The following is a 19,709-nucleotide window of genomic DNA, read 5'->3' as shown; positions in this document are numbered from 1 at the left end:
ACCCTGTGCAAGCGATCCACCGGACTGAAGGAATTTCATGCAGTAGGCAAAATGCCAGCGCGTAGGATAGAATATGCGGCTATTCGTGGCATAGCCCATTATAGAATCAGGAGCCCTTGTCTATGACCTACGTGGTTACCGAGTCGTGCATCAAATGTAAATACACGGATTGTGTGGACGTGTGTCCCGTGGATTGTTTTCGCGAAGGACCCAATTTCCTGGTCATCGACCCTGATGAGTGCATCGATTGCACGCTCTGTGAGCCCGAGTGTCCGGCAGCGGCCATCTTTCGCGACGATGATTTGCCCGAGGGCCAGGAGGAATTCATTGCCATCAACGCCCGCTTGGCGAAGGTCTGGCCGGCCATCATCCAAAAGAAGGATGCCCCTGCCGATGCCGATGAATGGGCACAAGTGCAAGACAAACGGGCCCTGCTCGAAGAGTGAAAGGTCAGCGGCGGAGTTGGCTGCGCTCCGCCAGTTTCCGGCGGTTTTTGCAGCTGTTCCAGCCCTATCGCGGCTCCATCGTCACGGCGCTGTTTTTCATGACCCTCTCGGGCCTCGCCAGTGGTGCGAGCGCCTATGTCGTCAAACCCATACTCGACCATATCTTCATCGACCGCCAGGCGGCGATGCTGCTGTGGCTGCCGCTGTTGGTCATCGCCATCTATGCCATCAAGGGGTTTTCTGACTACTCCGGTGGGGTGATCCTGGCGCGCATGGAGGAAAACATCCTGCGCCAGCTGCGCGAGCAGCTCTACGCCCACACCCTCCGCCTGCCCTTGCCGGCCCTGCTGCAACAAAGCCAGGGCAACACCCTGTCACGCATGAGTCTGGATCTGACCCTGCTGCAGCAGAGCCTTTCCGTACTCGCCCGTTTTTTTCTCGCCGGCGTGCAGATCCTCGCCCTCATCGGCGTCGCATTTTATATGAGCTGGTCGCTGGCACTGATCAGCCTCGGCACCCTGCCCCTGGCCTTCTATCCATTGATTCGCTTCGGGCAGAGTCTGCGCCGCCGCGGACATGAACAGCAGGAGCAGATGGGCGACATCCTGGGTCAGTTTGCCGAGAGCTTGCGCGGGGTGGAGGTCATCAAGAGCCAGGGTACCGAAGACTTCGAGGCGCGGCGCTTTGCGGGACTGGCGCAGATCTACTACCAGCTGATGATGCGCATCGTCCGCATCCAAAAAGCCAGCACGCCGGTGATGGAGCTGATTGCCGCCCTCGGCATTGCCGTTACCATCTATCTCGGCGGTCATCAGGTGGTGAGCGGGGCGATGACAACGGGCGCTTTCTTTGCCTTTCTTACCGCCCTGGCCATGGTCTACGAGCCGCTGCGTCAGCTCTCCTCCGCCAACAATCAGTTGCAGCAGGGGCTATCCGCCGCAGACCGACTGTTTCACTGGCTGGACCAGGAAGCCGAGACGACAAGCGCCACGGAGCAAGCCCCGCAGACAAGTGCGGGGTCCTGGCGCTGCGGCGATCTGCGCCTGCGCTATGGCGGTGAAACGGTACTGCAGGACCTCGACATCGTGATCCCTGCTGGCAGTTTCACCGCCATTGCGGGCGCCAGTGGCAGCGGCAAAACCAGTCTGCTACGGGTCATCCTGGGATTGCTGCCGGCCGATGCCGGAGAGATCTGGATTGGCGAGCGGCCCGCCCGCGAATTTTCCCTACGTAGCTATCGCCAGCATTTTGCCTATGTGGCGCAAGAGCCCTTGCTGTTTTCCGGCACCGTATTGGAGAATATCGCCTATGCCGATCCCCAGGCGGATCGTAAGCGGGCGGAAGATGTCGCACGCGCTGCGCACTGCTGGGAGTTTTTGCAGGACGCCGGCGGCCTGGATACGGCGGTGCACGGACATGGCAGCAACTTCTCCGGCGGCCAGCGCCAGCGTTTGGCGATTGCCCGCGCCCTGTACCAGCGACGGCCCTTTCTGGTGCTCGATGAGGCGACCAGTGCCCTCGATAGCGAGAGCGAGCAACGCATCCTGGACACCCTGGCGAACTTGCGCGGCAGGATAACCATCATTGTCGCGGCGCATCGGGAGGCCAGCCTGACGCTGGCAGACCAGGTCATTCGCCTGGAGCGCGGGCGTATTCTCTCCGGCGCCAGCGCGGTACCTTGCGCAGCCAGTACCTGAGCTCCTGCTCACCAGCAGCGTCGGGATGACGGCCATAGCGCTGCCGGAGAATTGCCGCATACAGTTTATCGCACTCGGGTTCCGCCAGGGGCAAGTGCTGCAACCAGATCGCCTCCTGCCCCGGGCGGAGATCACGCAATCCCCTGCGTTGCAGCAGGCGAATCACCCGCCGCCGGTAGCGCGCGGCGGAATCGTTCTCCAGGCTGCGCGTGCGTCGCCACCACCAGAACAGTCCGACGAACAGCGGCAGCAATAGATACCAGAGCCAGGTAGCAGACCATTGCTGATGCAGGTCCAGTGCCGCTGAGTGGCGCTCCTGGGTCCCTCCCTGCAGCAGGCTACCGGCAGCCACCCAGGCCTCCCGCTGTTTGGCGGGACTGAAGTTGATCACCCAGTTCAGCCATTCCCACTGCAGCCAGCTCCAGAGCTGTCCGCCAGTCGATAATTGCTCCCCGGCCGTGGCAATGCCGTCTCCCCTTGCCTCTCCCCCGCTGGCAGCAGGTGTGGCATCGAGCAAGACCCACTCGCCATGCAACCAGGCCTGTACCCAGGCATGCGCCATGCTTTGCCGCACCACCCAAAAATCACCGTATGCGTCATACTGCCCCCCGTGGTAGCCGACCACCACCCGGGCGGGCACACCATCCAGGCGCAGCAACGTGGCGAGACCTGCCGCATAATATTCACAGAAGCCGGTGTGGCTGTGCAGAAGAAAGTCGGCCAGACTTTGCCCCTGGGGATAGGCCGCTGGGGCCTGCAGGCTGTAATGGAAAGAAGGACCACGCAGCCAAGTCATGATCCTTTGCGCTGTCTGTTCCGGGGTATCGCCGCGCAGGCGTTTGGCCAGGCGCAGGATCTGCGGATCGATCTGGGCAGGGACTTGCAAGGCTGCCTGCCGTTGCGCTGGGGAAATACAGTGGTCGGATCTGGCCGACCAGGCATCGTAGCGCAAGGCACCATCCTGCGCGCTCTGCAGGCGGATACCAGAGGCGTTTTGCTGAAGCGGCAGAGGACTGGCGAAACGCAGTGGATTGCTCAGGGCAAAGAGGTAGTCATGATGACCGGGGCTAAGGAGGATTTTCTGCTGCCACACGGCTTGCCCGGTATTCCGGCAATCCATGCCGAGTGCAGGACCGGGCTGCCAGCGGACGCCACCATCGTCCTGCCAGAGAATTGCCCCCATCCAATACATCTGCTCGGCAGGCAAAGACGGCCCCTGGATCTGGGCGCGAAAGGCGACGGCAGGATCAAGTTGCAGTGACTGGATATGCGCCGGATCAAGGCTGGGCGAGAAGCCGCTGGCTGCAGCCCCGATACCGCCTCCCCAATGCCACAGCGGTGTAGGCGTGCGCGGCAGCAAGAGAAAGAACAGCCCCATGATCGGCAAAAGAAGAAGCAGAAAGAGGACGGAAAAAAGCAGGAGGCGGAGTAGATCGGCGCTCGCCACCGCTCTTCCCTCTTCCCGCCGGGCATCGAGAAACCCCTGCCAGAGTAACGCCAGCAGCAACAGGAACAGTTCGAGCAGGAAATAGATCCCCAGGGCGAGATCCACCCGGACCCAGGCCGCGAGCCCCATACCCAGCAACAGCAGTGCAGCAATCTGAAATAGGTCTCGGGTACCCCGTAGCTCCAGGGTCTTGACGGCGAGGAGCACATAGAGGGCCGCTGCACCCATTTCCAGCCAGTTGCCCCAGCCCGCAGTAAAAATTGCCAGCGAGAGGAGCGCGATGGTGATCAGAAAACGCGTGCCACCCTTCAATGTGGCAAACGGCAACGCACCGCCCCGCAGAATCACCCAAAGTTCGGCCAAGACCCAAAGTAGAGTCGGCCATTGCCAGGCAAGATGCTCCAGGGCGAGAAAGAGGATCGCGCCAATCATCAAGAGCAAGGTGGGGATGAGAGTTGGCATCTTCATTGCCAAAACCGCCAGCGCCGCCGTTTTTTTGCAATGATGGACAAGATCGGAAACGGCGCCAGCCGTGCCAGCGCCCACAATGCCTCTCGGTAGCCACTGGGGCCACGTCCCTGCCAGGTTCCGGACGGCAGCAGAAGGCGCCAGCGCATAGGCTGCGACTGTGCGCGTTCCAGCCCGGCACGCAGCGCGGAAAGACGCTGTTCATGGTCGCGGTCTTGCAGTTCTGGCGCATGATAATCGAAGACCACAACGCTGCTCTCTTCTTCCTCACGTTGCAGGACCGGCAATGCCGGCGGCAGGAGAAAACCGCCCCGCCAATCACTGCGCCGCCAATAGACGCGGTTGAGGCTCTCGTTGGGCAAACGCCGGCGCAGGGCAATCACCTCGCCGCTTCCCTGCCACTGCTCGTGCTGCGCGCGGGCTTCCGTATCCCGGTCTGGCGCCACCGAGGCGTAGCTGTCCGCGGCAGCGGGGGCGACCCAGGGAGCATCGGCATCGGGAAGATCGATCTGCTGCCCGCGCCAGACGAAGGCAAACGGAAACGAGGACCCGAGCAAGAGCTGCGGCAGGAGCAGCGGCCCGCGCTGCTCTGGGCACCAAGTCAGGACCAGCTCGCTGCTACCGCGCCCAGGCAGTCTGGCGATTTGCCCGTGCGCCGGGGGCAGACGCAGCTCCAGCAACCAGACCGTCCAGGGATGCGGATTGACGATTCGGAAGCGAAGCTGTCCCGGTTCATCCACCGTCAACAATTGTCCCGGAAGCAGGGAAACGTCCAGAGCGCGGAGATTCAGTAAGGCCGCAAGACCCGACAGAATCATCAGCGCCAGCATCATCGACACCAGTAGAAACAGCATGTTGTTGCCGGTATTCACGGCGGCAAAGCCTACTGCCAAGGTGAATGCCACAAAGAGTTTGCCCGCGCGGGAGAGTTTTACCTCCCGCCGTTTTACCCGCCCAAACCCCAGCATTGTTTCAACAGTCCTGCCAGCTGGACACGCGGTTCGCCAGGATCACGCCAGCGCAGACGGTGTCCCAATACCGCGGGGGCTACGGCCGGGAGATCTTCCGGCGCGACAAAATCCCGCTGCTGCAAAAAGGCCCAGCCCCGCAGCGCTGCCTGTAAAGCCAAGAGCCCACGGGGGGAAACACCAAAGCGCAGGCTGCTTTCCCGGCGGCTATACTCGGCGAGGTCAAGCAACATGGCGCGAATCTCAGGGCTCAGGAAGACTTGTCGTGCGCTTCTTTGCCAGTCCAGCAAGGTCGCCTCCGTTGCCAGGGCTGGCACTGCCTCTGGCGCAAGGGCCTCCCCCTGCAGTAGACGTTCTTCTGCCATCCGACTTGGGTACCCAAGAGAGAGCGACAACAAAAACCGATCCAACTGGTTTTCTGGCAAGGGAAATACCCCATCAAACTCTTGCGGGTTCTGGGTGGCAATGACGAAAAACGGGTTGGGCAAGGGATGACTCGCCCCTTCCAGGGAGACTTGTCCCTCGGCCATAGCCTCCATGAGGGCCGACTGCGCCCGCGGTGGGGCGCGATTGATCTCGTCGATGAGCAATAGAGAGTGAAAAATGGGGCCGCGGCGAAAGACGAAGGCCTGCTGCGCGGGATCGTAGAAACTGCTGCCGAGAATATCCCCCGGCAGCGTATCTGCCGTCATCTGCAGGCGCGCAAAGGCGAGATTCAGCGAGCGTGCGAGCCCCAGGGCCAGGGTGGTTTTGCCCAGTCCGGGCAAGTCTTCCAGAAGCACATGTCCGCCCGCAATCAGGGCAGTAAGCACCAGACGGATCTGGGGTTCTTTGTCGAGAACGATCTGTGCGAGCTGCCGCAGCAGCGCAGCGGGGCTCGTTTCCGTCACTCCGCGACCTGCAGGCGCCGGGCCGCCAGGGTTTCGTCGACGCGCCGCACCGGCAGATCATGCGGTGCGTTACGCAGAAGCTCGGGTTCCTCCAGCGCCTCCCGACGAATCTGCGCCATCACTTCCAGGAAGCGATCCAGGCTTGCCTTGCTTTCGGTTTCCGTGGGCTCGATGAGCAGGCATTCCGGTACCAACTGAGGGAAGTAGATGGTCGGCGCGTGGATACCAAAATCGAGCAGACGCTTGGCGACATCCAGGGCCCGCACCGCGCTGGCCTTGTGTAGGTCCTGCACAGAAATGATGAACTCATGCGTAGCGCGTCGCTCGGCAAAGGCCACGGTATAGCCCTGGCGCCGCAGGCCGTGCATCAGATAATTGGCATTGAGGGCCGCATAGGCAGAGACCCGTCGCAAACCGGCGTGTCCCAGGCGCCGGACATAGGCATGGGCGCGCAGGAGTACGCCGATGTTGCCAGCATAAGCACTAAGCTGACCAATACTCTCCGGGCGCTCCGCATGGCTCTCCCAGCGATAGGAGCCGGCTTCGCCCACGACCCGAGGTACTGGCAGATAGGGTGCCAGACGTGATGCCGCCGCCACCGCCCCGGAGCCAGGCCCACCTCCGCCATGGGGGGTGGCGAAGGTCTTGTGCAGATTCAGGTGCATCACATCAAAGCCCATCTCGCCGGGCTTCACCCGGCCCAGGATGGCGTTAAGATTGGCACCATCGTAATAGAGCAAGGCACCGGCGCCATGGACCAGGGCAGCGACTTCCTGAATCTGGCGCTCGAAGACTCCGAGTGTGGACGGGTTGGTGAGCATGATCCCGGCCACATCCGGACCCAGGGCCGCGCGCAAGGCATCGAGGTCGAGATCTCCATTGGGTAGATTGGGTAATTCCGTGACCGTAAAGCCGGCCATGCGGGCACTGGCGGGATTGGTGCCATGCGCCGCCTGGGGAATGAGCATGCGCTGCCGCTGGGTATCGCCGCGCGCCTGATGATAGGCGCGGATCATCGCCACCCCGGCAAGCTCCCCCTGGGCACCAGCGGCAGGGCTCAGACTCACCGCCGCCATGCCGGTCAGCTCCGCTAACCAGCCCTGTAACTCTGCCAGATTACGCAGCAACCCTTGGGCAGCCACCGCCGGGGTCGCTGGATGCAGGCGGGAAAAACCGGGCAGCGTCGCCACTTCGTGGGCGATGCGCGGGTTGTACTTCATGGTGCAGGAGCCCAAGGGATAAAAATTGGTATCGATGGAGAAGTTTTTTTGACTGAGACGGGTGTAATGGCGCAAGACCTCCAGTTCGGAGGGATTGGGGAGGGGGAGATCATCGCGCAGCAGATGCGCGGGAATCGCCAGCTCCAGTTCCGCCGGCGTTTCTTCGTGTTGGCAAGCAAAAATCGTTTCTTCCATCACATCTCCCCCAGTACGCCAGCGAGCGCGCTTGCGTAGCCGTCTAGATCCTCGTCTTCGCTCAATTCCGTGCAGGCCACCAGCAAATCGTGGGGATCATCCGCCGGATTCAGCTCGATCAGCGGCACCCCCGCAAGAAACCCATGGGCAAGCAGGCCATCGCGGACGCTTGGCGCTGGCCGGGGCAGGCGCAACACGAACTCGTTGAACACCGGCCCGGCGTGGGGAAGTTCTACTCCAGGAAGCCTAGCTAGCAGGGCGCGCAGGCGCTGCGCCTGCTGATGCGCGCGCGCAGCCGCGGCGCGCAGGCCGTTGGCCCCCAGAGTGGCAAGATGAATGGTAGCCGCCGTCACCAGCAAGCCCTGGTTGGTGCAGATGTTGCTCGTGGCTCCGGCACGCCGGATATGCTGCTCCCGGGCCTGCAGGGTCAGGCAGTAGGCGACCTGGCCTGCTGCGTCGACGGTCTTGGCAACCAGGCGACCGGGCAGTTGCCGCACGTAGTCCCGCCGGCAAGTCAAAAAGCCAAAGTAGGGCCCACCGGCCGCCAGAGGCACGCCCAAGGGCTGTCCCTCCCCCACGACGATATCGGCGCCCTGCTCGCCCCAGTCCCCGGGCGCCTTGAGTAGGGCCAGGGCCAGCGGGTTGACGACGGCAATGCGCAGCAGGTTGTGGGACTCCGCCCAGTGCGCCAGCGCATCGACCTCTTCCAGTAGGCCAAAGCGATTGATCTGCGGCAGAATCAGCGCCGCCGCCTCGGGAAAATTCTCTTCGGGCAGCAGCAGGCGACCGCTATGCGGATCCTGCGGCAGACTGCGCAGACGAATCCCCTGCATCGGCAGCAGCGCATCCAGCACCCGCCGCCAGTGTGGCAACAACCCCTCAGGGACGAGGATTTCCCGCGCCGCCGGACGCAGGCGCAGGGCCATGAGGCAGGCCTCGGCCAGGGCCGAGGCGCCATCGTAGAGGGAGGCGTTGCTGATCTCCATGCCCGTGAGCCGGGTCATGAAGCTCTGGAATTCGTAGAGAAGCTGCAGGGTGCCCTGGCTGGCCTCGGCTTGGTACGGAGTATAGGCCGAATAGAACTCCCCGCGTCGGGCGATCTCCCAGACGATGGCGGGGATATGGTGTGCATAGGCACCAGCGCCGGCGAAACAACGCAGCGGAGCCTGTTCGGCCGCGCGTTCTTCCATCTCCCGGCGCAGCCTCGCCTCACTGCACCCTTCGGGCAGTGCGGAAACATCGCTCTGTAAAGCCGGCGGGATTTCGTCAAAGAGATCTTCGAGGCGAGGGACGCGGATCGCCTCCAGCATCGCCGCCGTTTCGGCGTTGTCGTGGGGAATGTACGGCATATTTATTCGCCGATGCTGTTCTGATACGCCGCGACGTCGAGGAGCTGCGCAAAGTCCTTTTCGTCAGCCTGAATCTCAAAGATCCAGCCTTTGTCATAGGGGTCTTCATTCAACCATTGGGGGTTATCTGTCAGCTCCGCATTGCTGGCCACCACCTCGCCAGACAGGGGACTGTACAGATCAGAGGCGGCCTTGACCGATTCGATCACCCCACAGGCGGCTTCGGCCTGCACCGCCTGCCCCGTCTGCGGCAATTCCACAAAGACGACATCGCCCAAGAGCTCCTGGGCATGATCGGTGATGCCGACGCGATACCGTCCCGGGGTGAGTTGGGCGACCCATTCGTGGGTGGGACTGTAGCGAAGCTGCGCGGGAACCTGACTCATTGCGGTAGACTCTCCTCTGCGGGATAAACGGCCTGGCCATGACGCCAGAAGGGGGGTTCGACGATGCGGGCCGGCACCTGGCGCTGCCGCACCTGCAAAAATACTGCGCTGTCTGGGCCGACATCGGCCCGTAGTCGCGCGAGGGCAATGCCCAAGCCCAGACTGGGGGCGAAGGAGCCGCTGGTGACCGTACCAATGGTTTCGCCGGCGGCGCTCAGCAGCTCGTAGCCGTGGCGTGGAATGGCGTCGCGCGGCAAGAGCAGGCCCCAGAGACGTTGTGCGGGTCCTTGTCTGCGCTCGGATTCGATAGCCGAGCGGCCGATGAAGTCTCTTTTGGGATCGCGCAGGTCCACCGTCCAGCCGAGATGGCTGCGATCCGGGCTATCGGCCGTCGTCATGTCTTGACCATAGAGGTTCAAGCCGGCCTCCAGACGCAGACTGTCGCGTGCCGCCAAACCGGAAGGTACTACCCCCCGCGCCAGCAAGGCATCGGCAATTGCTGCCAGGTGCCCGTGGGGAGCGAGAATCTCGATGCCATCCTCGCCCGTATAGCCGGTACGAGCGAGGAAGAGATCGGCCCGCGGCGCGACGGAACGGAAAGGCTTCAGCGGCGCAAGCTCGGGCAAGGCCAATGCCTCTGCAGCCCAGGCAATAGCCTTGGGTCCCTGACAGGCAAGGATGCCCCAGTCGTCGCGGGGCAGAAACTCGACGCCGCCGCCCTCCTCTTCGGCCAAACCCTGCAGATAGGAGGCATCGGCGCGCGCCCCGGCGGCATTGAGAACGATGCGATAGCGGTCCTCCCCCAGAAAATAGACGATCAGATCATCCAGGATGCCGCCATCTTCCTGCAACATGCAGGTGTAGAGGGCACGACCGGGCTCGGCGTCGAGACGCGCGACGTCGTTGGCCAGGGCGCGACGAAGCAGAGAGCGAGCGGCCGGTCCCTGCAGGTCGAGAGGACGCATGTGCGAGACATCGAAGAGCCCCGCGGCCTGCCGCACGGCCTCGTGCTCGCGCAACTGCGAGCCATAGTGCAGCGGCATCTCCCAACCGGCAAAGGGAGACATCCGCGCCCCATGCGCCAGATGCCAGGAATGCAGCGCCGTGCGCTGCAGGGTTTCACTCATGGCTGCCTCCCGCGCGCCTGCTGTGCCATTTCCACGAGCAGCCGACGCCAGTCCTGCGGCCCCTGAGCCCTTTGCGGGAAAGACAGACGCAGGCGTTGGCTGCCCGCCTGCAGGTCTCCGCCCTCGGCATCGAGGGCCAGCAGACGCACGGGCTCTGCCGCTTCTGCGCCGCCGAAGTGGCGCCAATAGTCGCGCAGATTTTCGCGGTGATCGGTATTCATGTGTGCCACCGCACCGGCCTCCGCCAACTCCAGCTCGCGCAGGTCGTCGGCAAGACGGATATCCTCCTCTTGCCAACCCATGCTGCCGAAACCGGCAATCCAGCGAATACGCTGGATATCGAGACGGTAAAAATGAAAATCCGGCATGTCCCGATAGCCATCCGCACCCGGTAACAGACAGAGCAGGCGCCCTTCCAGAGCGGGATCAGGATGCACGCGATGAATCTCTCCCTGCACCGCCATCCGCGGCAGCTCCATGAGATCATCGCCGGGCTCCCAAACCAGGAAGGAGGCACGCGGATCTTTATGCAGATATTGCTGATGCACCGCCAGGTTGGAAAACAGGAAATGCGGGCTACCGTAGTGATCGCAGGCGTAGTGCACCACTGCCGTATACGGACTGCCATCCGGCGCCAGGACGGCAATGGCGCCTTGGTAGTGACTGCGCAGAAAATTCCGTAACGACTGGCTGCCGGCGTCCATCTTCAATCGCGAAAGTTGTTGAATTGCAGAGGAATCCCAAAATCTTCGGCGCGCAATGCGGCAATGGCGGCCTGCAGGTCATCGCGGCTCTTGCCGCTGACCCGCAGCTGATCGCCCTGCATGCTGGCCTGCACCTTGTAGCGGCCATCCTTCAGCAGCTTCCCCATTTTCTTGCCCAGTTCGGCATTGATGCCCGCCTTCAGGGTACAGACCTGACGCTGCATACCGCCAGCAGCATCGCTCACCTTGCCGATTTCCAGGGCCTTGAGGTCGACCCCACGCTTGACCAGACGCTGGGAGAGCAGATCGAGCATCTGCCCCAGCTTGTATTCGTCTTCTGCCAGCAGGATCAGCTCCTGCTCCTTGCGCTCGATGCTCGCCTTGCTGCCCTTGAAGTCGTAGCGATTGCCGATTTCCTTGCTGGTGGTGTGCAAGGCATTGTCCACTTCCTGCAGATCGATTTCGGAAACCACATCAAAACTGGGCAAGATCAACACTCCTCTAAGACATCGGGATGGACATGGCCGTGCTGCGTCCCTGCCCGACAACCGGGGCAGTCAGTGACCCAGCGCGCGCCGGCCGGGGTAATCTCCTTTTTCCAGAAGGGCGCCGAGGTCTTGAGCACGTCGATGAGATAGCGACAGGCATCAAAGGCGGCGGCACGGTGCAGGGACCAGACGGCGACCAGAACGATGGGGTCCTGCGGCGTCAGACGCCCATAGCGATGGATGATGAGACTGTCGAGGATGTCATAGCGCCGCTGCGCCTCCTGCGCCACCCGCTCCAGTTCGCGCTCGGTCATGCCGGGATAATGTTCGATTTCCATCGCCAGGATGTCGGCGGCATCGCTGTAGTCGCGGACGGTACCCAGAAAGCTCACCACCGCGCCCGCCGTCGGCTGGGCATGAGCTTCCAGCTCAGCGCCCAGATCGAAGGCCTCCTGCTGCACCCGTACCGTCATCTCAGCCCCCGGTAACCGGAGGGAAGAAGGCGATTTCATCGCCATCCGCCACCGACTCGGTGAAAGGCACATGCACCTGATTGCGGGCCGCGAGCAGATGCTGTCCGGCCAGAGATACGCCGGCAATGCCTTCCACCTGCGCCAGAACCTCAGCGACGGTGCTGCCAGCCTGCAGTTCCAGATCGATGCTGGCCTGCCCCAAGCGCTCGCGCACGCTGGCAAAAAACTTGACGGAAATCATCTCGGCGAGCACCCTTTGCAATCCATCTGATGATGGTAGACGTTGGCCCTTGGCCTTGCAAGACGGACCCTCGCATGCTCCTTGCCTATCTTCTTTTTCTCGCGGAAAGCGCCACCGTCGTCGTGGCGAGCCTCCTCTTCCTTTCCTGGTCGCCCTTCGGGCGCAAGCGCGACAAGGGCGCCACCCTGCAGATCACCGATCTCGGGCAACGCTACGAGGAGCGGGCTAGCCAACTCCTCCGCCAGCGCCTGCCCAAAAAAGAGGCCAAGGCCGTCCTCAAGCGACGCAAAAAGGCCCGCCAGGAGCGTGCCAAGCAAGAGACGCAAGGCTGCCTCTATGTGCTCGATTTCAAGGGCGATCTCCGCGCCTCGGCGGTGGAGAACCTGCGTCAGGAGATTGACGTGATCCTCGCCGCCCGACAGGAGGGTGATCGCGTTTGCGTGCGTCTGGAAAGCGGTGGTGGAATGGTGAATACCTATGGTCTGGCGGCCGCGCAACTGCTGCGCCTGCGCGAGGCCGGACTGGAGCTGAATATACTGGTCGACACCGTCGCTGCCAGTGGCGGCTACATGATGGCCGTCGTTGCCCAGCGCATCATTGCCAGCCCTTTTGCTCTGGTCGGCTCGATTGGCGTCATCGCGCAGGTGCCCAATTTTCATCGCTGGCTCAAGGAACACAACGTCGATTTTGAGCAGTTCACCGCCGGCAAGTACAAACGCACCATCACCCTCTTTGGTGAGAACACCGAGGAAGGTCGGGAAAAGCTACGCGAGGAACTCGGCGAGATTCACGAGCAGTTTCGGGAACTCATCGGTCGCTATCGCCCGCAACTCGACCTGGAGAAAGTTGCCACCGGCGAGGCCTGGCTGGGGGAACGGGCGCTGGAACTGGGGCTGGTCGATGAGCTGGTCACCAGCGATGCCTGGATCCAGCGCGCAGCGGAAACGCAGAAAGTGCTGCTCCTCGGTTTTGCGGCGCGCCCCAGTCTGGCGCAACGGCTGGGTCTGAAGGCGCAGCAGATCTGGGACGGCATCTGGACGCCGCCCCTACCCTGAGCGGCTGCGCCAGAGGGCAAAGGCAAAAACCAGCCAGGACAGAATCATTGCCATGCCGCCGATAGGGGCCAGAAAGGCCCAGCTCTGACCAACCAGGGAGACCAGATAGAGGCCACCACTGAAGAACAATACTCCAAACAGGAGCAGGATTCCTGCCCAGGTCCAGCTCGCTCGCGGTCCCCATTGCGCTATGGACAGGCCCAACAGGATCAGGCCAATCCCCTGGAAAAGCTGGAAGCGATTGGCAATGTCATAAATCCGTAAAGCGTGCTGGCTGACATCGCCCGCCACCAAATGGTCGCCCGCCGCCGCCAGAACCACTGCGAGAGAACAGAGCACTGCTCCAAGGGCCGCCCACCTTGCGCCATACTTTTGTTTCCGCTCCTTTTGCTGCATTCGATGTCTCCTAATCCGCGCATAAACAGGCGCAATAATACCGCGCTCAGCGACCCATGCTATTCTAACGGCATAGATCAACCGTAGAGGAGCGTCATCCATGCCTCATCGTATCGTCATTCTGGGCGGCTCTGGCTTCGTCGGTCGGCACCTGGCCGAGCGACTGTGCCAACAGGGGCATCAAGTTCGCGTACTGACCCGCAATCGCGAGCGTCACCGCGAAGATCTTCTGGTCTTGCCCGGGCTGGAGTTGGTGCAAGCGAATGTGCACGAGCCGGTGGAACTCGAGCGCCAGCTGCAGGATCGCGACGTCGCCATCAACCTGGTGGGCATACTCCATGAGCGCCGGCCGGGACGCAACGATCTGCCCCCGGAGCGCCATGGTGACTTTGAAAAAAACCATATCGAGCTACCGCGGCTGCTCGCCAACACCTGCGCCCGCCTGGGCGTGCAAAGGCTCTTGCACATGAGCGCGCTGGGCGCCAATCCCGTGGGGCCGAGCGCCTACTTGCGCTCGAAAGGGATCGGCGAGGAGATCGTGCGTCAGGCCGGGGAAAACAGCGCCGCGCTGGGGCATTTCACCTACCTCAACGGCCCGAAACTGGTCTGGGGGCGCGGACTGCACGTTACCAGTTTCCGGCCTTCGGTGATCTTTGGCGACGGAGACAGCTTTTTCAATCAGTTTGCCAAGCTGCTGCGCTCCGTTCCATTGTTCATCCCCCTCGCCAAAGCCAAGGCAAAACTGCAGCCGGTCTGGGTCGAGGATGTGGTCAGCGCCTTCGTCCAGGCCATCGATGACCCAAAAACCTTTGGCAAATCTTTTGATCTCTGTGGTCCGAAGGTCTACACCCTGGCGGAGATCCTGCGCTACACCCAAAGCCTCATTGGCAAACACCAGGCCATCGTTCCCCTGTGTGATCTGCTCGCCACGCTGCAGGCCAGCATCTTCGAAAAATTGCCGGGCAAGATCATCACCCGCGACAATCTCCTCTCCCTGTCCGTGGATAACGTCTGTCAGCACAACGACCTGCTACATGCCTTTGGCATCGAAGCAACGGCATTGGAGAGCGTGGTACCGGAGTACATTGGCGGGGGACGCGCGGCCCAATTTTCCGCCGCCCGGCAACGGCGCCCCGGGCAGGGCAAGAGCGCCTGACAGTTGCCTGCTCAGTGGGTGCTGGGCAGGGGTAACCCGCGCAGCAGGCGCTCGCGGGTTACCGCGTCCAGTTCCAGCAGTACCGCATCCAGGCCCGCACGGGCACGGGCATCGCCCTGCACGGCTGCCAGACGGAACAGCTCATAGGCATACTCCAGGCTGCGTTCGACGCCCTGGCCCTGATAAAAAAGTAAACCCAGGTTGAACTGTGCCGGGGCATCCCCTTGATCGGCGGCGGCACCATACCAGCGCGCCGCCTCGAGAAGATCCTGGGGAACTCCTTGGCCATTGGCATACCGCACGCCCATGTTGAACTGGGCAACGGGGTCACCCTCCTGCGCCATTTTGCGCAACGCCTCCAGCTCGTCGCGCAAACCCGCCATTGCCATCAAATCAACATGGTTATCTGCCATGGCAGTAAAGATACTAGAGCAATCCCCAGGCCGCCAGTTTTTCCGGTTCGTGCTGCGACCAAACAGCGCGGTGCAGGGTCAACATCGCTTGCCGGTCACTGAGCAGGATATTACGTTCCCGCCGACTCAGCTCTGCGGGGCCTAGGGTGAGCGCCTTGTTGCACAATGCAGCGGTGATTCCCCAAAGTCCGGCACGGTCTCGCTGCAAGGCGGCATGGACGGCGTTGAAACGCGGATCCACAACCGTGGCGATGAAGGCATCACCCTCCACCTGCGGCAGAAAATCCACATACTCCGAGCCGAGTTCACGCAATTCTCGCGGTGCCTGGATCTCCTCGGGAATCAGAAACAAGCGGCGACGTCGCGCCCACAAGCCCCAGGAGCTGCGGCTGGTGAAGACCGCGAGCGGCACCGAGAGGGCCAGCCCCAGAAAAATCGGCAACAGCCAGGCAAAGTGCCAGAATCCCAGAAACGGCTGGGCAGCAAACAGAAAAGAGACGCCAATCAAACTGAGTGCGCCGAATTGACGCACGGCGACCCGCCAAGGGGTTTCCTGGTCACCACGCACCTGCGCGCCCCACTTCACTCCCCGTCCGGTCAGGGTCTGTACGACGAAGATACTGTGGAAGACCATGCGCACCGGAGCCAGAACGATGGCAAAGATACTTTCGAGGATCACGCCCAGCAGCATAGCGCCGGTTCCACCGAAATACTTTGCCTGGCGTGACCAATGCAACCAGAGCACCGCGAGCAGCTTGGGACCCAGCAGAAAAGTCAGGGTGACGGCAAAAAGCCAGACTGGCAACGGATTATCCATACCGTAGTGAAACAGGCTCATGGAGTCGCTGGAGCCTCCGTGGGCCCAGTAAATCAGACCGGAAATCGCCCCCAGTATGAGAAAAATGCCCCATAATGGTGCTGCCAGAAAGGACATGGCGCCATTGATGAAGAGGAAGCGATGGGCCGAGCGCAGGCGATTCGCGGCCAGCAGGCGTAGATGCTGCATATTGCCCTGCGCCCAGCGGCGATCACGCTTCAGATCGTCGATCAACGTGGGCGGGGACTCCTCCCAACTGCCGCCCAGCTCCGGCAGAAACCAGACTTCCCATCCCGCGCGTGCCATCAGGGCCGCCTCGACAAAATCGTGGCTGAGCAACTGGCCACCGAGGGGTGCACGACCGGGAAGAATGGGCAAGGCACAATGTCGCGTAAACGGTGCCACCCGGATCATGGCGTTGTGACCAATGAAGTGACCGTCGCCGAGCTGCCAGAAACGCAGTCCCGCACTGAACAGCGGACCATAGAGCCGTTGGGAAAACTGCTGGATGCGGGCATAGAGAGTCGATCGGTTGACCGAGACGGGCTGGGTCTGCAGGATACCCACCTGCGGGTTCCCCTCCATGATCTCCAGCATCCTGTAAAGGGTATCGCCGGCCATCACGCTGTCGGCGTCGAGCACGACCATATATTCGTATTGCTTACCCCAGCGCCGACAAAAATCAGCGACATTGCCACTCTTGGCGTGGTTGTTGACCGGCCGGCGCCGGTAATGAATGCGGCCGAAGGCGTTGAGCTCTTCGCAGAGACTCGCCCAGGCCAACTCCTCGTTGACCCAGGACTGGGGATCACGGCTGTCACTGAGCAGGAAAAAGGAAAAATGCTCGAGCTTGCCGGTTCGCTGCACAGAACGATAGCAGGCCTGCAGACCAGCGATCGTGCGCGTCGGATCTTCGTTGTAGATCGGCATGATGACAGCTACCCGTGCATCTGGGCGCGGGGAACGACGCAGCTCCTCGGGATCGTGGGCGATGCTGCGCGTACGCCCCTGCAGCAGAACGAAGAAGCCGACCAGGGCGGTCCAGAACCCTGCCGAGATCCATGCGAAGAGCAGCACAAAGATGGCAATGGTCAAAATCTCCAGCCACAGAGGCTGCGAGAGTGCCAGCTCATGTTGCAACAGCACTCCCAACGCCACTGCCGGAATCGCGATCAGGGCCGTCAACCAGCGCCTTCTGCTCTGACTCAGGGCCTCCCAGGCACGTGTCGGATGGCGGTTCATCGCACATTTCCGAAAAACGGCACCAAACGGCGACTGCGATTCCAGAATTCGCGTAGAGACTGTGTCTGGCGCTGCAGAAAAGCAGAGACAGAGCGCTGCATCGGTACAGAAGCCATTTTGCTGCGTTGCGGCTGCATCTGATGCCCACGCAGCCAACGGCTGGGCTGCTCGATTTCCGCTGGCAACACCGGACGCAGGCTCAGCGCTAGACGCGCTTCCCATTCGTCGCCGCGATGCAAGGTGGCGATACGATTCTGCAAGGCGGCAAAGGCACGCGCGCTACGTACCGCCGGATCGTCCACGGTCAACTGCCGCAACTGCAGGGCGAGTTCGGCTTGGAGCCACAAGCGTTGCGCATCGTCGAAAGGCAAGCGCGACAAATAGGTCTCCATACGTGACAAAAGAACGACGTCTTCGGCGGTCATCGGATCTGTTGCCTGAGGCAAAGGAAGATCCGCAGCGGAACCTGATTGCCAGTGATCAACATACATGTCAGTGACCTCCTTTGGCGGGTTGTAAGAGAAAGGTCCAGGTGTCGGTCATCACCTGACCGTCGAGAGTTAAATACGCACGCAAATTGCTCGGCGTCTGGCCCGCTGTCTTGACGTCGGCGAGCAGGCGCCAGAAGTGACCATTGCTGGAATACTCAAGCTTCTGGGCGCGGACCTGGGCACCGTCAGCAGCACTGAAATGTGCCTGCACTGGCATGCTCCCCGGAAGACGGGTGAGCGCACCACCAGAAAAATCGATGACCACATGCTGCCACTCCGGCTCTTTCACGTCATAGCCGAGGTAGGTAGCCGTAGGGTGCGCCAACGGAATCAGGCCATGCTGGCTGTTGAAAAAGCGCAACTGATAGGCGTAATGGTAGGCAGTGCCGGGTTGTGGTTGGGTCGCCGGCACCCAGAAAACGTCGATATTGTCCATATCTGGATTGTTGGTGGGCAACTCCACCAGACGCACCTGACCTTTGCCCCAATCCCCCACGGGGCTCACCCAGACACTCGGGCGCCGCTGATACTGGGTATCGATGCCCTGGTACGCAGCAAAGTCGCGCGGCTGCTGAAGGAGGCCGAAGCCCTGGGGTTGCTGCATGTCATAACTGGTAGTCTGAATCTGCAGCGGGTTATCGAGAGGGCGGCTGATCCATTCGCCGTTGCCGTTGGCCATGACCAGCTCGCTGGAGTCGTGCTGCGCAGGGTGCCAGTCGCCGGCACGAACTCCGCGTCCGTGGCCATGCCAGAACATGCTGGTGAGAGGTGCCAATTCCAAAACCTGCACCGGCTTGCGCAGGTAGATGGTCGCCTCGACGTCCACTACGCAGTCGGTTCCCGGATGGATCACGAAACGGTACGCACCCGTAACCACCGAACTGTCCATCAGGGCGTATACCGTCATTTGCGTCGCTCCGGGAGCGGGCTTCTCCAGCCAGATATGGCGGAAATAGGGGAAGATTTCTCCCGAGGGCTGCGCGGTGTCAATGCCAATGCCGCGCGCTGAGGTACCATAGATGGCGTCTTTCCCGACCGCACGAAAATAGGTGGCACCAAGAAAGGAGATGAATTCGTTGTAATTGGGTGGGGTATTCAGCGGATAGAGCAGACGGAATCCGGCGTAGCCCAGATCACTGGGCAGATCTTGCGGATGCAGGTTCCCAAAGCTGAAATCCTGCAACTGGAAAGGAATCGGACTTATGCTGCCATCGGCTACCACGGAGATCTTTTCTGGGCGCGGGAAATAGGATCCAGGCACGTAGAACTGCACCTGGAACGGACTGTCGCTATCCGACCAATAGGGATGGATGTCCTGGATCTGCGCGTACTGCGCAGGGTCGAGATCTTTCAGAAATGCCGGCAACTTTGGCGGCGTCGCATCATAGGCCTCATGCGCGAGACTGCGCGCCCGCGCTTCGACTTGGGCAAAGCCGAAGTCGCTGGCTTGCGCAAACGCAGTGCCAGAGACAATAAGCGCCAGACCCATGAGCACCTGGCGCGAAACTAGAAAGCAGGAGAAATGATTCATGGGCAGAACAAAAGCAAAGGGCGTGCCAAACTGTATCTTCTTGTTTTTAGGCCATTCTTTTGCAGTGCACCGAAGGAACCGTCGCCGCATCCCGACAAGATCCCTGCAGCAGCATCAAAAATCGTGAATTTCTCCGCAGATGATCGCGGAATTTTAGAACATCAGCGAACTACAGGATTCCAAGACAATAAATCAATGAGTTATGTTCAGATTACGACCCAATCACCTGTCGCCTTTCAGCGACAGGAATCCGCAGCCTTTACCGTAACGTTGCCTCATAGCCTTCTTCTGCCAGAGCCGCCTGCAGGTCGGCAAGCGCGACTTCTCCCCGCACCGTCGCCGAATCCGGCAGACTCACTTCCACCTGTTCCACTCCGGGCACCGATTGCAGCGCCTGGGTCGCCGCACGCACACAATGCTCACAGGTCATTCCGGTAATCTTCAACTGCATTTCTGCCACTTTTCACCTCCATGTAAAGAAACTTGGTTTGGATAGAGTACTCATTATA

At 61.5% G+C, this 19,709-nt stretch carries 21 protein-coding genes; 4 read left to right on the top strand and 17 right to left on the bottom strand.

Translation table 11 applies throughout. From position 1 onward, the window contains the following. Positions 1-122 precede the first annotated feature (122 nt). Complete coding sequence (gene fdxA, locus MQE22_RS04920; RefSeq protein WP_255790192.1) at positions 123-446, top strand: ferredoxin FdxA; 324 nt, start codon at positions 123-125, stop codon at positions 444-446. Next, entirely contained in the window at positions 443-2,143 is a 1,701-nt protein-coding gene (locus tag MQE22_RS04915) for an ABC transporter ATP-binding protein (RefSeq protein WP_255790191.1), read from the top strand. Before fdxA ends, MQE22_RS04915 begins: the two co-directional genes overlap by 4 nt. Here the strand turns inward: MQE22_RS04915 and MQE22_RS04910 are convergent. From MQE22_RS04910 to MQE22_RS04860, 11 genes are read right to left on the bottom strand one after another with little or no spacing between them, the layout of a single operon-like run. Then, on the bottom strand, positions 2,076-4,058 hold the full coding sequence (locus MQE22_RS04910) for a transglutaminase TgpA family protein (RefSeq protein WP_215871910.1): 1,983 nt from the start codon (positions 4,056-4,058) through the stop codon (positions 2,076-2,078). The two genes, MQE22_RS04915 and MQE22_RS04910, sit on opposite strands and share 68 nt — an antisense overlap. Continuing rightward, positions 4,055-5,026, bottom strand: coding sequence for a hypothetical protein (locus tag MQE22_RS04905; RefSeq protein WP_215871911.1), 972 nt, complete (start codon positions 5,024-5,026; stop codon positions 4,055-4,057). Before MQE22_RS04905 ends, MQE22_RS04910 begins: the two co-directional genes overlap by 4 nt. After that, on the bottom strand, positions 5,005-5,916 hold the full coding sequence (locus MQE22_RS04900) for an AAA family ATPase (protein ID WP_215871912.1): 912 nt from the start codon (positions 5,914-5,916) through the stop codon (positions 5,005-5,007). The genes MQE22_RS04905 and MQE22_RS04900 overlap by 22 nt, the downstream gene beginning before the upstream one ends. Continuing rightward, positions 5,913-7,331 (bottom strand): aminomethyl-transferring glycine dehydrogenase subunit GcvPB, encoded by a 1,419-nt coding sequence (gene gcvPB, locus MQE22_RS04895; protein ID WP_215871913.1) that lies wholly within the window; start codon positions 7,329-7,331, stop codon positions 5,913-5,915. Before gcvPB ends, MQE22_RS04900 begins: the two co-directional genes overlap by 4 nt. Further along, positions 7,331-8,680, bottom strand: a complete 1,350-nt coding sequence (gcvPA, locus tag MQE22_RS04890) for an aminomethyl-transferring glycine dehydrogenase subunit GcvPA (RefSeq protein ID WP_215871914.1) — start codon at positions 8,678-8,680, stop codon at positions 7,331-7,333. The genes gcvPB and gcvPA overlap by 1 nt, the downstream gene beginning before the upstream one ends. A 2-nt stretch (positions 8,681-8,682) precedes the next feature. Continuing rightward, positions 8,683-9,066: a glycine cleavage system protein GcvH gene (gcvH, locus tag MQE22_RS04885; protein ID WP_215871915.1), complete on the bottom strand. Its 384-nt coding sequence runs from the start codon at positions 9,064-9,066 to the stop codon at positions 8,683-8,685. Next, positions 9,063-10,193 (bottom strand): glycine cleavage system aminomethyltransferase GcvT, encoded by a 1,131-nt coding sequence (gcvT, locus tag MQE22_RS04880; RefSeq protein ID WP_215871916.1) that lies wholly within the window; start codon positions 10,191-10,193, stop codon positions 9,063-9,065. Before gcvT ends, gcvH begins: the two co-directional genes overlap by 4 nt. After that, entirely contained in the window at positions 10,190-10,897 is a 708-nt protein-coding gene (locus tag MQE22_RS04875) for a HugZ family pyridoxamine 5'-phosphate oxidase (protein ID WP_215871917.1), read from the bottom strand. The genes gcvT and MQE22_RS04875 overlap by 4 nt, the downstream gene beginning before the upstream one ends. A gap of 2 nt (positions 10,898-10,899) precedes the next feature. Next, positions 10,900-11,385 (bottom strand): YajQ family cyclic di-GMP-binding protein, encoded by a 486-nt coding sequence (locus tag MQE22_RS04870; RefSeq protein WP_215871918.1) that lies wholly within the window; start codon positions 11,383-11,385, stop codon positions 10,900-10,902. Positions 11,386-11,387: 2 nt separating this feature from the next. Next, a complete protein-coding gene (locus tag MQE22_RS04865) occupies positions 11,388-11,858 on the bottom strand; it encodes a molybdenum cofactor biosynthesis protein MoaE (RefSeq protein WP_215871919.1) in 471 nt (156 codons plus the stop codon). A gap of 1 nt (position 11,859) precedes the next feature. Further along, positions 11,860-12,099: a MoaD/ThiS family protein gene (locus tag MQE22_RS04860; RefSeq protein WP_215871920.1), complete on the bottom strand. Its 240-nt coding sequence runs from the start codon at positions 12,097-12,099 to the stop codon at positions 11,860-11,862. Positions 12,100-12,173: 74 nt separating this feature from the next. Here MQE22_RS04860 and sohB point away from each other — a divergent pair, with 74 nt between their 5' ends. Next, positions 12,174-13,154 (top strand): protease SohB, encoded by a 981-nt coding sequence (gene sohB, locus MQE22_RS04855; protein WP_215871921.1) that lies wholly within the window; start codon positions 12,174-12,176, stop codon positions 13,152-13,154. On the opposite strand, the gene MQE22_RS04850 is transcribed toward sohB, so the two are convergent. Then, positions 13,146-13,550, bottom strand: a complete 405-nt coding sequence (locus MQE22_RS04850) for a DUF423 domain-containing protein (RefSeq protein ID WP_215871922.1) — start codon at positions 13,548-13,550, stop codon at positions 13,146-13,148. The two genes, sohB and MQE22_RS04850, sit on opposite strands and share 9 nt — an antisense overlap. 100 nt (positions 13,551-13,650) lie before the next feature. Between MQE22_RS04850 and MQE22_RS04845 the strand changes: the two genes are divergently transcribed. Next, positions 13,651-14,706: a complex I NDUFA9 subunit family protein gene (locus MQE22_RS04845; RefSeq protein ID WP_255790190.1), complete on the top strand. Its 1,056-nt coding sequence runs from the start codon at positions 13,651-13,653 to the stop codon at positions 14,704-14,706. A gap of 11 nt (positions 14,707-14,717) precedes the next feature. On the opposite strand, the gene MQE22_RS04840 is transcribed toward MQE22_RS04845, so the two are convergent. The 5 genes from MQE22_RS04840 to MQE22_RS04820 form a co-directional block, all read right to left on the bottom strand. After that, entirely contained in the window at positions 14,718-15,119 is a 402-nt protein-coding gene (locus MQE22_RS04840; RefSeq protein ID WP_255790189.1) for a tetratricopeptide repeat protein, read from the bottom strand. 13 nt (positions 15,120-15,132) lie between these two features. Further along, a complete protein-coding gene (mdoH, locus tag MQE22_RS04835; RefSeq protein WP_255790188.1) occupies positions 15,133-17,178 on the bottom strand; it encodes a glucans biosynthesis glucosyltransferase MdoH in 2,046 nt (681 codons plus the stop codon). Further along, entirely contained in the window at positions 17,175-17,669 is a 495-nt protein-coding gene (locus MQE22_RS04830; RefSeq protein ID WP_255790187.1) for a hypothetical protein, read from the bottom strand. The genes mdoH and MQE22_RS04830 overlap by 4 nt, the downstream gene beginning before the upstream one ends. A 1-nt stretch (position 17,670) precedes the next feature. Next, positions 17,671-19,158, bottom strand: coding sequence for an OpgD/OpgG family glucan biosynthesis protein (locus tag MQE22_RS04825; RefSeq protein WP_255790186.1), 1,488 nt, complete (start codon positions 19,156-19,158; stop codon positions 17,671-17,673). Between the two features lie 301 nt (positions 19,159-19,459). Beyond that, the gene (locus MQE22_RS04820) at positions 19,460-19,651 is read right to left on the bottom strand and encodes a CopZ family metallochaperone (protein WP_480082326.1); all 192 of its coding nucleotides are present in this window, start codon (positions 19,649-19,651) and stop codon (positions 19,460-19,462) included. Positions 19,652-19,709 lie beyond the last annotated feature (58 nt).

Source organism: Acidithiobacillus sp. YTS05, assembly GCF_024396695.1.
Lineage (GTDB): Bacteria > Pseudomonadota > Gammaproteobacteria > Acidithiobacillales > Acidithiobacillaceae > Igneacidithiobacillus > Igneacidithiobacillus copahuensis.
The sequence above is the reverse complement of the archived record's forward strand: the minus strand, read 5'-3'. Positions and strand labels throughout refer to the sequence as shown.